This window comes from Anaerofustis sp. NSJ-163 (genome assembly GCF_024135845.1).
Classification (GTDB): domain Bacteria; phylum Bacillota; class Clostridia; order Eubacteriales; family Anaerofustaceae; genus Anaerofustis; species Anaerofustis butyriciformans.
This window is the reverse complement of sequence record NZ_JAMYJV010000003.1, coordinates 149,044-165,337: the sequence shown is the minus strand read 5'-3', so window position 1 is coordinate 165,337 and position 16,294 is coordinate 149,044. Positions and strand designations below refer to the sequence as shown.

At 26.6% G+C, this 16,294-nt stretch carries 18 protein-coding genes; 6 read left to right on the top strand and 12 right to left on the bottom strand.

The annotated features are described in order from the left end of the window. Positions 1-76: 76 nt before the first annotated feature. On the top strand, positions 77-1,009 hold the full coding sequence (locus tag M6G78_RS04225; protein WP_138267876.1) for a sugar-binding transcriptional regulator: 933 nt from the start codon (positions 77-79) through the stop codon (positions 1,007-1,009). Positions 1,010-1,017: 8 nt separating this feature from the next. Here the strand turns inward: M6G78_RS04225 and M6G78_RS04220 are convergent, their stop codons facing one another. Continuing rightward, positions 1,018-1,767 carry a MerR family transcriptional regulator gene (locus M6G78_RS04220; RefSeq protein WP_138267875.1) on the bottom strand — a complete coding sequence of 250 codons (750 nt, stop codon included), beginning with the start codon at positions 1,765-1,767 and terminating at the stop codon, positions 1,018-1,020. A 93-nt stretch (positions 1,768-1,860) separates the two neighbouring features. Here M6G78_RS04220 and M6G78_RS04215 point away from each other — a divergent pair, with 93 nt between their 5' ends. Beyond that, the gene (locus M6G78_RS04215; RefSeq protein WP_253229694.1) at positions 1,861-3,201 is read left to right on the top strand and encodes an MATE family efflux transporter; all 1,341 of its coding nucleotides are present in this window, start codon (positions 1,861-1,863) and stop codon (positions 3,199-3,201) included. A 25-nt stretch (positions 3,202-3,226) separates the two neighbouring features. Here the strand turns inward: M6G78_RS04215 and M6G78_RS04210 are convergent, their stop codons facing one another. Together M6G78_RS04210 and M6G78_RS04205 are read right to left on the bottom strand one after the other, a co-directional pair. Further along, complete coding sequence (locus tag M6G78_RS04210; RefSeq protein WP_138267873.1) at positions 3,227-3,673, bottom strand: threonine/serine exporter family protein; 447 nt, start codon at positions 3,671-3,673, stop codon at positions 3,227-3,229. A 1-nt stretch (position 3,674) separates the two neighbouring features. Then, complete coding sequence (locus tag M6G78_RS04205) at positions 3,675-4,427, bottom strand: threonine/serine exporter ThrE family protein (protein ID WP_253229693.1); 753 nt, start codon at positions 4,425-4,427, stop codon at positions 3,675-3,677. Positions 4,428-4,638: 211 nt separating this feature from the next. Here M6G78_RS04205 and M6G78_RS04200 point away from each other — a divergent pair, with 211 nt between their 5' ends. Further along, positions 4,639-6,108, top strand: coding sequence for an FAD-dependent oxidoreductase (locus M6G78_RS04200; protein WP_253229692.1), 1,470 nt, complete (start codon positions 4,639-4,641; stop codon positions 6,106-6,108). Positions 6,109-6,113: 5 nt separating this feature from the next. Here the strand turns inward: M6G78_RS04200 and M6G78_RS04195 are convergent, their stop codons facing one another. The 5 genes from M6G78_RS04195 to M6G78_RS04175 all read right to left on the bottom strand — a co-directional run bounded on the left by M6G78_RS04195 (position 6,114) and on the right by M6G78_RS04175 (position 8,865). Continuing rightward, a complete protein-coding gene (locus M6G78_RS04195; RefSeq protein ID WP_253229691.1) occupies positions 6,114-6,671 on the bottom strand; it encodes a DNA-3-methyladenine glycosylase I in 558 nt (185 codons plus the stop codon). Between the two features lie 2 nt (positions 6,672-6,673). Next, complete coding sequence (locus M6G78_RS04190; RefSeq protein WP_253229690.1) at positions 6,674-7,438, bottom strand: EFR1 family ferrodoxin; 765 nt, start codon at positions 7,436-7,438, stop codon at positions 6,674-6,676. 10 nt (positions 7,439-7,448) lie between these two features. After that, the gene (locus M6G78_RS04185) at positions 7,449-7,775 is read right to left on the bottom strand and encodes a helix-turn-helix transcriptional regulator (protein ID WP_253229689.1); all 327 of its coding nucleotides are present in this window, start codon (positions 7,773-7,775) and stop codon (positions 7,449-7,451) included. Positions 7,776-7,880: 105 nt separating this feature from the next. Continuing rightward, entirely contained in the window at positions 7,881-8,429 is a 549-nt protein-coding gene (locus tag M6G78_RS04180) for a ferredoxin domain-containing protein (protein WP_253229688.1), read from the bottom strand. A gap of 25 nt (positions 8,430-8,454) precedes the next feature. After that, positions 8,455-8,865: a MarR family winged helix-turn-helix transcriptional regulator gene (locus tag M6G78_RS04175; RefSeq protein WP_253229687.1), complete on the bottom strand. Its 411-nt coding sequence runs from the start codon at positions 8,863-8,865 to the stop codon at positions 8,455-8,457. A gap of 136 nt (positions 8,866-9,001) precedes the next feature. Here M6G78_RS04175 and ybaK point away from each other — a divergent pair, with 136 nt between their 5' ends. Further along, the gene (gene ybaK, locus M6G78_RS04170) at positions 9,002-9,469 is read left to right on the top strand and encodes a Cys-tRNA(Pro) deacylase (RefSeq protein WP_253229686.1); all 468 of its coding nucleotides are present in this window, start codon (positions 9,002-9,004) and stop codon (positions 9,467-9,469) included. A gap of 24 nt (positions 9,470-9,493) precedes the next feature. On the opposite strand, the gene M6G78_RS04165 is transcribed toward ybaK, so the two are convergent. The 3 genes from M6G78_RS04165 to M6G78_RS04155 all read right to left on the bottom strand — a co-directional run bounded on the left by M6G78_RS04165 (position 9,494) and on the right by M6G78_RS04155 (position 11,792). Continuing rightward, on the bottom strand, positions 9,494-10,213 hold the full coding sequence (locus M6G78_RS04165; protein WP_138267864.1) for an ABC transporter permease: 720 nt from the start codon (positions 10,211-10,213) through the stop codon (positions 9,494-9,496). Next, positions 10,213-11,073, bottom strand: coding sequence for an ABC transporter ATP-binding protein (locus tag M6G78_RS04160; protein ID WP_138267863.1), 861 nt, complete (start codon positions 11,071-11,073; stop codon positions 10,213-10,215). The genes M6G78_RS04165 and M6G78_RS04160 overlap by 1 nt, the downstream gene beginning before the upstream one ends. A 113-nt stretch (positions 11,074-11,186) precedes the next feature. Further along, positions 11,187-11,792, bottom strand: coding sequence for a TetR/AcrR family transcriptional regulator (locus M6G78_RS04155; RefSeq protein ID WP_253229685.1), 606 nt, complete (start codon positions 11,790-11,792; stop codon positions 11,187-11,189). A 184-nt stretch (positions 11,793-11,976) separates the two neighbouring features. Here M6G78_RS04155 and M6G78_RS04150 point away from each other — a divergent pair, with 184 nt between their 5' ends. Both M6G78_RS04150 and M6G78_RS04145 read left to right on the top strand, forming a co-directional pair. Next, positions 11,977-14,049 (top strand): RND family transporter, encoded by a 2,073-nt coding sequence (locus M6G78_RS04150; RefSeq protein WP_253229684.1) that lies wholly within the window; start codon positions 11,977-11,979, stop codon positions 14,047-14,049. Positions 14,050-14,052: 3 nt separating this feature from the next. After that, positions 14,053-15,711, top strand: coding sequence for a hypothetical protein (locus tag M6G78_RS04145; RefSeq protein WP_253229683.1), 1,659 nt, complete (start codon positions 14,053-14,055; stop codon positions 15,709-15,711). A 35-nt stretch (positions 15,712-15,746) separates the two neighbouring features. Here M6G78_RS04145 and bilS read toward each other — a convergent pair whose 3' ends face one another. Beyond that, on the bottom strand, positions 15,747-16,250 hold the full coding sequence (gene bilS, locus M6G78_RS04140; protein WP_138269668.1) for a flavodoxin family protein BilS: 504 nt from the start codon (positions 16,248-16,250) through the stop codon (positions 15,747-15,749). Positions 16,251-16,294: the final 44 nt, after the last annotated feature.

Genomic DNA, 16,294 nt, shown 5'->3' with positions numbered 1-16,294 from the left:
ATATGTTCAATTTCAACCGTATTATATAATAAAAGATTTTATATGTCAACCACTTTTATAATTTTAGGAGAAAAAAATGTTAGATAATAATACCCTTTCAAAAATAGCAAAAATGTACTATCTTGACGGCATGACCCAAAAGCAAATAGGGGACAGCATGGGTATTTCAAGAATAGGAATATCAAGAGCACTTAAAAGATGTATAGATGAAGGAATAGTCGAAATAAAAATAAAAGAATTTACTCCTTTAAACGATTTGGAGGAAGCATTAAAAAATAAATATCCTAATGTAGACTTTAAAGTTGTTCCATATTTTAAAGACAGTAAAAAATTAACTCGTTCTCTTGCAGACGGTGCCGGTGAAGAATTAAAAGATATGGTAAGAAAATATAATAATATAGGTATAGGCTGGGGAAACACTTTAAGTCATATTAATATTGAAAGTGACATAAAATACCCTGAAAAAACTTTTGTTTCTCTTCTTGGAGGATATGGGAATGTATCAATAGACCGTCATTCAAATCAAATTACCGCAAAAATAGGTGAAGTATTCGGCAGTAAAGCAATGGTGCTTCTTGCGCCTTCCATAGTAGACAATAAAAAATTCAAAGACATAATAATAAATGAAGGTTCAATAAAAGAAGTATTCGATATGTATAAAAAATTAGACTGCGTTATAACATCTCTTGGTAATCCTGCAGACGACAATGCAACAATACATAAATCAGGATACTTTAAAGATGAAGATTTAAAAGAATTAAAACAAAGAGATATATGCTGCGATATTGTATCTTCAATATTCCTAGATAGAGACGGTAACGAAGGAGCTTTAGATATACTTGACAGAATCATAGGAATAAGCAGTGACGTTTATAAAAAAGTACCTTACAAAATAGCTGTTGCAGGTGGAGAAAGCAAAATGTTCGCAATTTATCTTGCAGTTAAAAGCGGATATGTTAATAAATTAATAACAGATGAAAATACGGCAAACTATCTTCTAAATAAATAAAAAAGAGATTAATCAATCTCTTTTTTTATTTCAATATAAGTTTTATAAAAATCATATATTTTATTTTCTTCCCTTGCAGAAGTTAAAAATCTGCTTATAATATACCCTGTTTCGTATTTTTTCTGTACTTTTGATAAAAGACTATTAAGGTTATTTGGATAATCTTTTACTACTTCTTCTTTCATCAAACAAACAGCATATTTATCGTTATTTTTCTGCCATATAATATCATTATTATTTTTCGGCTTTATTACGGTTATTCCCCTTTGTTCTTTATCGGTAGCATTTGAATGTTGAACTCTGGAATATAAATATGGATTTTTTATATACATTTTTATTTTTTCTTTTTGTGTAAGTTCAAAGGATACAATACATTCAGTATCTATATCAGCAATTATATAATCCTTATCCTTAAGTTCATTTATTATATTTAAAGCTTTTTGATGTTGTTTTAATCTTTGTATTTGTCTATTAATCAATGCTTTTTGACTTTCAAGTTCTTTTAAATGTTCACTGCAAAAAAACTCTTGTTCTATAATATTTTTATTTTTTAAATTTAAAATATCTTTTAAAGGAATTCCCAAATTTTTATAAAAAACAATATCGGATATTTTCATTAAATCAGGAAGGGAATATTCCCTGTAATTATTATCTTCTTTTCTTGGAGACAATAACCCCTTCTTTTCCCAAAATCTAAGTGTTGAAGTTGGAATATTAAAAAATTTAGATATATCTCCTATTGAAAAAACATCTTTCATTTTTATTCTCCTAAAAGTTTTAATATATTTTATCATAAAAACCATTGACCTTAAACTATGTTTAAACTTTATAATTTACTTCGAGGTGGAAAAATGAAAAATATTTTAATGTTTAAGGATGTAAAAAATATAAATTTCTATAAGGTTTTAAAATTTATAATACCAACATATCTTACTGCTTTATTTACTACTTTATATACAATAGTAGACGGTATATACGTTTCACAATATGTAGGAACAAATGCACTTGCTGCAATAAACATAGTATATCCAATAGTTAATTTATTAACCGGAATTGCAATGATGTTTGCGGTAGGAGGAAGTTCTCTTTCTTCTATATATCTTGGAAAAAACGACAAAACAAAAGCAAATCAAATGTTTCAATTTTGTATTGTTTCAAGCTTAATAATAGGAATTATTATTTCCTGGGTAATACTTCTTTATTTATCGGATATATTAGTTTTTCTCGGTGCAACAAGTATAACGTTAGATTACTGTGAAATATATATAAAAATTTGGCTGTTTGGAACAATAGCCATTATGCTTAAAGAAATTTTTGTTTATTTTATAAGAATTGACGGAAACCCAAAAATAAGTTTTATAGTTTCGGCATCGGGAGGTGTTTTAAATATTATTCTCGATTATATATTTGTAGGTAAAATGTCACTTGGAATTTTTGGGGCAGGAATAGCAACAATACTTGGACTTATCCTTTCAATGATTTTGGGAATAATTTATTTTATAAAATATAGTAATAATATAAAATTTAAAATAGAAAAAATAAAATTAAACTTTCTACCTCCTTGCATTGTAAATGGTTCTTCTGAATTTATAAATCAGCTTGCAATAGCAATTACAACTGTTGTTTTTAATAAAACAGCTCTTACATATGCGGGAGATGACGGTGTTGCTGCTGTTTCTATAATAATGTACGTACAATTTATTTTCCTTGGTATTTATACCGGATATTCAATGGGTATATCTCCGCTTCTTGGTTATAACTTTGGAAATAAAAATAAAGACGTACTTATTAAACTGGAAAAATATTCATATAGATTTTTTAGCATTATACCAAGTGTTTTATATATAATATCTTTTATATTTGCTCCTTTGGCAGTATTATTTTTTGCAACAAAAGGAACAAATGTATACAATTTAGGTGTAATGGGAATGAGAATATATTCCATAGGATACTTTTTCTCGGGACTTAGTATTTTTACGGCAGTAAGACTTACTTCCTATGCAAAAGGTCAATACTCAGCGGTTATAACATCTCTTAGATCCTTTATACTTTTAATACTGTTTTTAAAAATTCTTCCTTTATTCTTTGATTTAAACGGAATGTGGATGGCTGTTCCTTTTGCTGAAATAACGACTTTTATTATAACGTTGATTTTAATATTTAAAACGAAAAAAATACCAAGACAAATATAAAAAAATCATGCATAAGCATGATTTTTTATTTTAATTTATATCGTTGAAATTTTGTAAATATCTGCATTATTGACGTAATAATGATTATTCCAAAAGATATAGCCGCAGCTTCTTTCATTACAAGAGAAAAATAATATATAAATTTATCCATATTGCCTGTTACTAGATTATACATTGTATAGTATAAATCTCCTCCGGGAATTAAAGGTATAAGTATTGGAACTAAAAGAACAATAACGGGAGTTTTTATTTTTCTTGCTAAAATTTCCGAAAATAAAGAGAGTATGGTTGTTGTTATAAAAAGAGTTATAACTTTATTTGCGTTAAAACTAAAGAAAAATAAATAACAAATCCAGCCTATGGCAGAACCAATACCTATAATAGAAAGTTTATCTCTTTTTATGTTAAATAAAATCGCAAAACCAAGAGAACCTATAACCGCCATAATTATCTGTATAATACCTTGTAACATTTTAACCTCCTATAGGAATTAATATAAAAGCAAAACCCATTGCAATAGCTATTGCCTTTAAAATTGATTCCAAAACTCCAAGAAGACCGGAAATAATATCCCCGTTTATCATATCTCTTAAAGATGTTGTTAGAGTAATACCTGGTATAAGAAGCATAATATTTCCTATAATAATCTTATCTATATTTTCTCCTATTCCAATATTATTCAAAATAACTGCACATAATGCCGTTATTAGAGAAGATAAAAGGCTCGTTACAAAATTGTTTATTTTTAATTTGTTTAATGAATTAACCGTAAAATACATTACCCCTCCGGTTATCATGGAAGCAATACTATCCATTAAACTTCCGCCAAAAAATATTGAAAAAGCACCTGAGACAAAAACATATGAAAGAAATATAAGTTTTTTATCATATTTATTAGTATTCCTTATTTTATCTATTTCTTTTTTTAACTCATTAATGCTTAATGTTTTTACACATATGTCTCTGGATAGCTGGTTTACGTATTCAACTTGTTCGAGGTTTGTTTCATATTTTTTTATTCTTCTTGTTTGAGTAATTATATTACTATCTGAAAATTTAACAGTCAGAATAATAGTAGAAGTTATTGTAAAAATATCTACTTTTTGTAATAAATAAGCTTTTCCTATTCTAATTAAAGTATCCTCTACCCTACTAACTTCAGCTCCAGAAGTAAGCAGTATCTCACCCAAATCCAACATATATGAAACAAGTTTTTCTTCCTGCATTTTAAATCCTTTCGATATTTATTGGGTTATTATATTATATTAATTTTTAATATGTTTTTGTATATATAATTAAAATTTTATATATAAATTTTTCATTATTTTATTATAAATCTTAAATTGTAAAACAGCTTTTCTTATTTTTTATTTTTCGACCTTATATATTTCCTATAATTGTCAATAATATATAAAAAATAGACTTAGAGGTATTATTATGAATTCATTATGGGAAAACACCGTTAACTTACCGATGTATGAAGAATTAAATAAAAACATAAATGTAGATGTTGCAATAATAGGGGGAGGAATATCAGGAATTCTTACTGCTTATAAGTTAAAAAAACAAGGTATAAAAGCAGTTATTTTTGAAAAAGACAGAATATGCCAAAAAACTACGGCTTATACAACGGGAAAAATAACTCTTGCACACTCACTTATATATGAAGAACTTATAAGTAATTTTGGTATTGATAAAGCAATGGAGTATGCATATTTAAATAAAAAAGCAATAGAAGAATATGAAAATATAATAAAAGAAGAAAATATAGAATGCGATTTTGAAAAATGCAATGCTTATTTATATACAAAAGAAGATGAAAACAAATTAATAAAAGAATATAATGCTCTTTTAAAATGCGATATTGACTGCGAGTATATAGAAGAAAGCTTACTTCCTTTAAAATTCAAAGGAGCAATAAAATATAAAAATCAAGGAAAATTCAATCCATTTAAATTTATAAAACACATATTAAAAGACCTTACAATATACGAAAATACTTTTATAGAAGAGGTAAAAGCCAAAAGAAAAACTCTTATTACGGACAGCGGATATAAAATAAAAGCAAATAAAATAATATTTGCATGTTCTTTTCCTTTTTTAAATGTTCCGGGATATTATTTTTTAAGAATGCACCAAGAACTTTCATACTTTTTAATTTTAAAAAATACAAAAAAATTAAAAGATATATATTTAAATGTGGATGAAAAAGGATACTCTTTCAGAGGTTACGACGATATATTATTGTTTGGAGGAGAAAAACACAGAAGCGGGGAAAACAAAACAGGAGAAAAATATCAAAATCTAAGAGAAGAAATAAAAAAATTATATCCAGGCTTTGAAGAAATAGGACATTATGCAAGTGAAGATTGTATGACTATTGACAAAGTACCCTATATAGGTTTGTTTTCAAAAGCATTTAAAGATGTTTATGTAATTACAGGTTTTAATAAATGGGGTATGACGTCTTCAATGGTTGCTGCAAATATAATAAGTGATATGATACTTAAGGGATTTGATTATAAAGACAGTATATTTTCTCCCGAAAGGTTTGATACAAAAGGAATAAAAAAATCAATACTTAAAGAAGGTCCTTATTCAATAAAAGGAATAGGAAAAGAATTTTTAAATATTCCGGATACTACACTTAAGTCTCTTCCGTTAGGTCATGGAGGAATAGTAGAATATAAAGGAGAAAAAGTAGGAGTATATAAAGACGAAGAAGGAAACTGTTATATTGTTCCAAGCAAATGTCCTCATTTAAACTGCGAACTAACGTGGAATCCTGATGAAAAAACATGGGACTGTCCATGTCACGGTTCAAGATTTGATTATATGGGAAATATTATTTATTCTCCAAGTATTTATGATTTAGAATGTATAGAAAAAAAGGTTAAGAAAGAATAACTTTCTTAACCTTTATATTTAAAACAATCCAACTCATGATCATTTATTATTCCTATAGCTTGAAGATATGAATAAATAATAGTGCTTCCAACATACTTCATACCTCTTTTCTTTAAATCCATTGAAACTTTATCAGAAAGGGGACTTGTTGTATTAAAATTATCATCTTTATTTTTTATTATTTCTCCATTTGTAAAAGACCATATATAATTAGAAAAACTCCCGTATTCTTCCTGTATTTTTACAAATATTTTTGCATTTGATATTGATGATTTTATTTTATTTTTGTTTCTTATTATATCTTTATTTTCTAAAAGTTCATTTATTTTATCTTCATCATAATTTATAACTTTATTATAATCAAAATTATCATATGCTTTTTTAAATGCTTCTCTTTTCTTTAGTATTGTTATCCATGAAAGACCGGCTTGAAAAGATTCCAAAATAAGCATTTCAAAAAGTTTTCTATCATCATAAACAGGAACACCCCATTCATTATCATGATAAGCTATATAAATTTCGCTTTTTAAATCTACCCACTTACATCTTTTTTTATTATCCATTATTATATGAAAAGTTCGTTTTCCTTTCTTCCTTCACATGCTTTTTTTAGTTTTTTTCTTGCAGCCATTAACATAACTTTATTTAAACTTCTTGCATTATAGTCGCATACTTTTATACATCTCATACAAGAAATACATTTATCTTTATCTGTTTTATCAGGTTCATTAAAATCAATTGCACCAACAGGACATTCAGCTGCACACTTACCGCATTTTATACAGTTTTTACCTGCTTTTGGAACCATTGGAACAGCACTATATTTTCTATAAGGATTATTACCGGGTACTTCAATTTCTTCAATATTATTATTTTCAATTTTTTCTTTTATTTTTACAGCATAATCTTTTATTTCATTTATATCATTTTCATCAGGTCTGCCTTTTGCAAATTCATTCATAATAGAATGTTCGCAAACTACCCCCATTGCGGCAAAAACATTAAATCCATTATTATTTAAAATATCCTTAAGCTCTATTAAGGTATCTTCATAAGCTCTGTTACCATAAGTAGCAATTATTACACAAGGAGTATTATTTGCCTTTAATTTACTTATTCTATCCCTCGCAGTTGAAGGAACTCTTCCTCCAAAAGATGGAACTCCAACTACACAAATTTCATTTTCACTAAATTCATACTTTGAATAATCTTCATCTTTATTTGATAAATCTAAATTAAAAATTTCATCACTTATTGTTTCTCCAACTGTTTCCACAACCTTTTTTGTAGAAAATGTAGGGCTAAAATATATATTATTTACTTTTTTCATATTTATCTCCTTATTTTATATATTCTTCCAAATCTTTAAATAAGTTAATTAAGGTTTTTAAGCTGCTGCTTTCTTTATTTATATAATAATAATTTTTTGTTCCTTCTTTTCTCATATCAACAATTTTATTCTCTTTTAATATTTTCAAATGATGTGATATAGATGTTCTTGAAACAGATACTTTATCAGATAATTCCCCTACTCTAAAACCATTACCGTCACAATTTATCGTCATATAAATTATTATAGCCTGCCTTGTTTCATCTCCTAAAGCAGAAATAACATTCTTACAATCCTTAAACTCCTTTATTATATTTTCATCACATTTTTTCTTCATAAATAAACCTTCCATTAATAAAGATATTATAAAATAAAAGATTTTTCATATCAATATTGGTTAAGTAAATCGAAACAATAAAAAAAGACAATATACATTGTCTTTTTATTTTTTCTTTACTCTATCAAAGTAAGGACTCTTACCGCTTATACTAATTGGAATACCTTGCCATAATATATCTTTTTCTTTTATGAAGTCCATTTCTTCAAATACTTTACCTATAGAAAACATTACTCTGCTGTCAACTCTGTTATCAGCTGCAACAGAAACTGCAGAACCAATAGCAATACCAAGGTCTATTGTATTAAAAGCACATCTTCCGCCATGTTCTTTATTTTCTCCACAGTTTTTAAATCCGCAGAAAGAACAATGAGGAAGTCCTTTATAAGATTTTTTTACACCTATTAAAACAACTGCACCTGATGCTCTTAAATTTTTAGCATCTCTTACATAATGTCCTTCAGTTTCACCAAATTCTCTAAGATAAACTTCATCCATTTTATCTGCAAGTTTAACTTTTTCACTGCCTGTCAAAACAAGGGTAATAATATCATCTACACCTTTTGTTTTTGGAGCCGTTCTTGCCGCAGCACACATTTTTGCCGCTGTTTCCATTAAAGCTTTTTCTTCCATTTGTCTTTCTTCGTAAAACATTTTTTTATCTCCTTTATATAAAAATTTATAAATTGTCTATTATTTCAAAAATTTCAAGAGATTTATTATAATTATCCATTCCCAAAATTTTTTCAATATTATCTTGAGCTTCCTCCCATAAAGGTATGGCAATATCTAAAATTTCTTTTCCTTTTTTTGTAACTATAACTTGTTTATTTCTCTCATTTTCTTTTGAAATATCTTCTATTAGCCCTTCTTTAAACAAAGTTTTTAAATTTCTTACAACAGTTGTTCTTTCAAGTCTTACCTTAGATGCTATATCACTTATTGAAGCAGGCTGTATTTTTAAAATATTTTTTATTAAAGAAAACTGATTTAAAGTAAGAGAGCTTTCCTTTAAATAATCGTCATAATATTTTGTTATGTTATTTGCAGCTCTTCTAAAATTAATACAATAACATCCTTTACTTTTCATAAAAATTCCCTTTCGTGTATATACACTATAACATAAAATATAAATGTTGTAAAGCATATAAATATTTAATTTTATCTTTAATATATAAAAATTTTCATTATAATATACTTATTAATTTATATAAAAGAGGTAAATTATGAGTGAAAAAACAAATGTAATGAGAATTTTATCTCAAAAGAAAATTAACTATAAAAGTTATTCATATGATCCTAATCAAGGTTTAAGCGGAAACGATGTTGCAAAATCTTTAAACCAAAATGAAAATCAAGTCTTTAAAACACTTGTTACAGTAGGAAAGAGCAAGGAGCATTATGTTTTTGTAATACCTGTAAATAAAGAATTAAATCTTAAAAAAGCCGCAAAAAGCGTTAGTGAAAAATCAATATCAATGATTAAAGAAAAAGAACTTCTGCCTTTAACAGGGTATATACACGGTGGATGTTCTCCTATTGGTATGAAAAAGTTTTTTACAACTGTTATAAATGAAACAGCAAAAGATTTTGAAACAATAATATTTTCTGCAGGAAAAGTTGGATATCAAGTAGAAGTAAATATAGAAGATTTAAAAAAAATAATTAATTTTAAAATAGACAATATAGTATAAAAAAAGCACTTTAAAGTGCTTTTTTTAATCTGATAATTTTTTATTGTTATATACCAAAGTAAATACAATTAAGAAGAATATTGCATTTAATATCATTATTAACAACCTTATAAAAGTAAAATTGTTTGCTACGTCAAATATTATAGTTATAAGCTGGCCGCTGTATAACAATTCTGCCACCATTGCCAAAAAGGGATTTCCAGAACCTGATGCTAATAAAGGAAAAATCGCAAATACAATTGAAACAGGAAGAGTAGCTGCGGCTATATTTGCTCCTCCTTTAACTATCATACCAACAATTGCCCCCAATATGGTAGAACAAAGCATACCTATTGAAATTACAATCAAAAATTTAGGTATAAAAACAAGTTGTAAATGTAATAAAGGTAAAAATAAACAAGAAGTAATTATATTTATAATAAAAACAAAGCTTCCCACACCAATCAAATACTGCATAGGTCTTACGTTTGATAAAATAAGAACTTTTAAAGTATTTTTATCCTTCTCTTCCGCAATTAATGCAGCCGTAACCATAACAGGAACCATAGATATATGCATCATTAAAAATATTAAAGGATTTGATCCTGCATTACCTTTCATTACAAATGCCAAAAAATACGTAAAAACAGGGAAAAGTAAAAACATAAATACTATTTTATTACTTTTAAATGCATCCTTAAATTCTTTTATAAATATGGCTTTTATTTTTCTAAACGAATTATTTTTGCTCTTAGTTTTATTCATTATATTAACTTCCTTCCCGTAAGTGAAATAAATACAGTTTCCAAAGTTGGTTCTGATGAATGAATTGAAACAACTTCATTATTTCTAAAGTGATTAGCTATTTTATCTGCATATTCACTATTATTTTGATAAATAACTTCTTCGCCTGATTTTAATAACATTGTAACTTCGTTTCTATCATTATATTTTCTGCAAAGTTCATCGGGAACTCCGTATTCTACAATTACACCTTCGTTAAGAAGAGCAACGTGATCGCATAATTTCGTAGCTTCTTCCATATTATGCGTAGTTAAAAATATTGTCGTTCCTTTTTCTCTAAGCTCAAACAATAAATTATGTATTTTTTGAGAAGTCAAAGGATCAAGACCGCTTGTAGGTTCATCCAAAAAAAGCAATTCCGGTCTATGTAAAATTGCTCTTGCTATTACAAGTCTTTGTCTCATACCTTTTGACAAATTTCCCGCTTTTTCCCATTTATCGTCAGCAAGATCTACTTTATCAAAAATATCATGAACATCTTGTCTTGACATACCATAAATATCAGCAAAAAGAAGTATATTATCAAAACATGTAAGTCTTTCGTATACACCACTGTCATCAAGAACCATACCTATTTTTTCATAATCTTCGTTTTGAAGTTTTATACATTCTTTTCCAAAAACTTCGGCTATACCAAGATCCGATGTTATTTGTCCTGTAAGAATTTTTATTAAAGTTGTTTTACCTGCTCCCGAAGGTCCGAGAAAACCGAGAATTTCTCCTTTTTTTACATTAAAAGTAACGTCTTTTAATGCTTCTTTTTCTCCAAATTTCTTATTAATGTGTTCGAGTTTAATAACTACATCTTTATTTTTATTCATATATTACCTCGTTTGATCTTTACTTTTATTTGATATTCCAAATAAAAAAACTTATTTTAAATTATATATGTTTTTAAATAAGTAGTCAACAACTTATCTATATAAAAAAGACCCTAAAGGTCTTTTTTAATTATATGATTATCTATTATAGATTTTATATCTTTATATAAATATTTCTTTAATACATCAAGGTATACAGGTTCATTATATAAAATTACATTGTGACATGTTGAATTAACGAGTTCTAATATCGTATAAAACATAAATTCATAATTATCGAACTCATAACCCGAATTCTTTATCATATCTTCAAAATATGTTTTAAATTTACTGTCTTCATTATTATCTATTATTACTTTTTTAAAAACACCCCAGCTTAAATTTTTCGATATAAAGCTTAATATTACAGGATTATTATTTAGCGTATTAACTATATAATCTACAAAAAACAAAACTTTTTCATGAAAAGAATTTATATTTTCCCTATCAAGAGCCTTTTTAGCCATATTAAAAATCTCATTCGATTTATTGTATATAAGTATATCTTTAATTTCGTATTTATTTTTAAAGTATAAATAAAAAGTCCCTTTTGCAACCTTTGCCTTTTTTGTTATATCGGATACAGATGTATTTTCTATTCCTTTTGTGGTAAATAAAATAAAAGCACAATCAAGAAGATTATCCAATTTTTTTCTTTTCTTATCTTCAATAATACCCATAATAATCTCTCCCTTAATAAAAAAGTAGCACATTAAAAATATTTTGTCAATTGATTAAATTATAAAAAATGACTAATAGTCAATTTTTTATATAAATAATATTGACTATTGGTCATTTTTGTATTATAATCCCATATAATAAAAATGACTAATAGTCATTTTTATTATAAAAGGAGGAGAGCTAATGAATAAAATATCACAAAAAATAGTAAAACATAGAATTCTTATTTTATTAATTGCTGTTTTACTGTTAATACCTTCTGTTATAGGGTTTATAAACACAAAAATAAATTATGATATCCTTTCTTATCTTCCAAAAGATTTGGAAACGATGAAAGGTCAAGATGTACTTATGGATGAATTCGGTAAAGGTGGATTTTCCATGTATATAGTAAAAGGAATGGATAATAAACAAGTTGAAAATTTAAAAGAAAAAATAGAAAAAGTAAACCATGTTGACTCAGTAATATGGTATGACGATATCTTGGATTTATCCGTACCAAAAGAAATACTGCCGGATAATATTTATAGCACTTTTAACAATAAAGATGAAACTTTAATGGCTATATTCTATGATACTTCAATGGGTTCAGACGAAACTATGCAGGCGGTTGAAGATATAAGAGATATTTCAAACGAAGAATGTTTTGTAAGCGGAATGTCTTCTGTAGTAACGGATATAAAAAATCTTATCAACCATGAAACAGTTGTATATGTAATCATTGCCGCTATACTTACTGGATTAATTTTAGGTTTTTCAATGGATTCTTTTATGATACCTGTATTTTTCTTACTTAGTATAGGTATTTCAATAATATACAACCTTGGAAGTAACTTCTTCTTTGATGATATATCTTTTATAACCAAAGCTCTTGCCGCTGTTTTACAGCTAGCTGTTACGATGGACTATTCTATATTTTTATATCACAGATACCAAGAAGAACTTGCTAATTACCAAGATAAAAACGAAGCTATGGCTCATGCAATAACAAATACTTTTACATCTATAGTAGGAAGTTCAATAACTACAATAGCAGGATTTTTATCCCTTTGTTTTATGACATTTACTTTAGGACTTAATCTTGGAATAGTAATGGCAAAAGGGGTTGTAATAGGAATAATATCTTGTGTAACTATTCTTCCATCACTAATACTTACTTTTGAAAAATCCATTAATAAATTTAAACATAAAAACTTTATGCCAAGTTTTGATAAGCTTAGTAATTTTGTCATAAAAAATTATAAAGTATTTGCAATTCTATTCGTAGTAATATTGATACCTTCAATATACGGATACAACAATACAAAAGTTTACTATAACTTATATGATACATTACCTCAAACATGTGAAAGTATAAAAGCAAATAACGAAATAGAAAAAACATTTAATATAGGTTCAACTCATATGGTTCTTCTTGATAAAGATATTTCAAGAAAAGAAAGTTATGAATTAACAAAAAAAATAGAAAATATTGATGGAGTAAAAGATGTTTTATCAATGGATACAATAATTGATCCATCAATGCCTGATGAAATAATACCAAATGAATTAAAAGATCAAATTGAAAGCGATAACTATAAACTAATGATTATTAATTCTAACTATAAAACAGCATCAGATGAAGTAAATAATCAAATAACAAAAATACAAAATTTAACAAAATCATATGATAAAAATTCAATGGTTATAGGTGAAGCTCCTTGTACAAAAGACCTTATTGATGTTACAGACCATGATTTTAAAGTTGTAAATTATATATCAATAACCGCAGTATTCTTAATAATACTTACAGTATTCAAATCAATTTCAATACCGGTAATTTTGGTAACAATAATCGAATTTGCAATATTTATAAATATGGGACTATCCTTCTACACCAATACTACAATTCCTTTTGTTGCATCAATAGTAATAGGAACCATACAACTTGGAGCAACTGTTGATTATGCAATATTAATGACTACAAGATATAAAGAAGAAAGAGAAAAAGGAATGGCAAAAAAAGATGCGGTATTATTAGCTTTAAAAACTTCAACAAGCTCAATTATCGTAAGTGCTTTAGGATTTTTCTTATCAACTCTGGGAGTTTCTTTATATTCAAAAATAGATATGATAAGTGCAATTTGTACTCTTTTATCAAGAGGCGCAATAATAAGTATGTTTGTAGTAATACTAATGCTTCCTAGTGCACTTATGATATTCGATAAATTAATAATAAAAACAACTTATAAATTTAACGTAAAAGAAGGAGAATAAAAAATGAAAAATAAAAAGAAAGTATTATCTTTAATATTATCATCTTTATTTGCTTTATCAATTTGTACTCCAAGCGTATTTGCAAAAGATTCAAACGTAAGTAAAGAAGAAAGCGTTTATGTTATATCAGATGCCGACGGAAATGTTAATAAAGAAATCGTAAGCGTAACATTAAAAGGCGGTAAAAAAGGAGAAAAAATAGAAGATAAAACAAACTTAAATGATATTGAAAATTTAAAAGGAAATGAAACTTTTGATAAAAAATTTTCAGAAGTAGTATGGAATTCACAAGGAAAAGATATAACATATCAAGGAACTTCAAATAAAAAACTTCCAGTAAATATTAAAATGACTTATTATTTAAACGGTGAAAAAATATCTGCAAAAGATATTGCACATAAAAGCGGTAAAATAAAAATAAGAATAGACTATGATAACGTAACATTTGAGAATAATGCTTTTATGGCAGTATCAGGAATGATTTTAGATTCAAATAAAATAAGTAATATAAAAGTTACAAACGGAAAAAGTGTAGATGAAGGAGAAAATACGATTGTAATGTGTTATGCTTTTCCGGGACTTGATGAATCTATTTCAGTAAGAGGTTTTGATATTCCTTCATATGCAGAAATAACTTTTGATGCAAAAGATTTTACAATGGACGGAACAATGAGTTATGTAACAAATGAAGTATATAAAGACATTAACTTAGACGATGTTGACAGTATTATGGATTTAACAAATTCATTAAATAAGTTAAGCAGTTCTTCAAAAGAACTTGTTAACGGTTCAAAATCATTAAACGAAGGTATTAATCTTTTAATAGATAAATCAGGAACTCTTACAACAGGGATAGATAAACTAAACAGCGGTGCAAAACAACTTGCAAAAGGAAGCGAACAACTAAAAGTCAGTGCTAATGATTTAAAAGACGGAGCAAGCCTTTTATCTGATAATATAGGAAAACTATCATCAGGTATAGAAGCTACAAAAAACGGAAGCACTAAACTTAAAGATGGAATAAATACAGCAGGTAACAGCCTTAGTGAAACAATAAGCTACAATGAACAAGTATTAAGCGGATTAAATACTACAATTGAACAACTTGAAAAATCTCAGCCTGACAGTCCTTTACTTGCAAATTTAAAAACAATGCAATCTACTTTATCACAAACTATAAATGCACAAAAACAAATTCAGTACAGCTTAACTAGTAATGAAGAAGGTACTATTTTAAATGGTGCTTCAAGTGTTGAAAGCGGTCTTGATACATTATATTTATCAAGTAATAGATTAAAAACTGAGGGAAGCGACCAGATAGTTTTAGGAGTAGATCAATTTATAAATCAAGGTATTAATCCTTTAATTCAAGGAAGCAAAGATTTAGACAGCGGACTTACAACATTAAAACAAGGAAGCGATAAACTAATTGAAGGAATATCATCCCTTGAAAAAGGTTCTAAAGAATTAGAAGAAGGAATGGATACTTTTGATAAAGAAGGAATAGAAAAATTAGTAAGTACACTTGGAAGTCTTGATAGTTTAAAAGGAAGAATTCATAGTGTAGTAGATAATGCAAACAGTTATGATAACTTTTCAGGACTTAGTGACGGTATGAATGGAAGCGTTAAATTTATATATAAAACAGAAGCTATAAAATAACAAATAAAAAAAGAATAACATTAGTTATTCTTTTTTTATTTATATTCACTTAAAAATTGTTCCAAATTTTTAACATCTTCATCATTTGGATGATTTAGAGCTATATCAAAATTTTTTATCATATCTTTTATTCCTTCATTATCAGGATTTTCTTTAAGTATATTCTCATATCTTTTTCTTATTCCCATTCCCATTTTACCCTGACATATAAAGTAATCAATATATTCACAGCTTTCATTTATTGATTTTTTTACATTATCTATTATCTTATCGTAATATTCTTTATTACTCATAAATCCCGCAGTACCAAATAAAACTATCTTTTTATTTTTTATCTTACTTAAAAGTTCTTTTATTTCATCGGTTGCATTTCCTTTATCTGTCCAAAATCCCACAAAAACAATATCTTCATTATTGTCTTCATAAACACCATTATATTTTTCAAATTTAACAATTTTATCTTTTAATATTTCATTTATTTTATTTGCAATAAATTCTGTATTACCAGTTAAAGAATTATAATATATACTGTATTTCATAACTTTCTCCTTATGTATTTCTATTTATTATATATATTTTTATA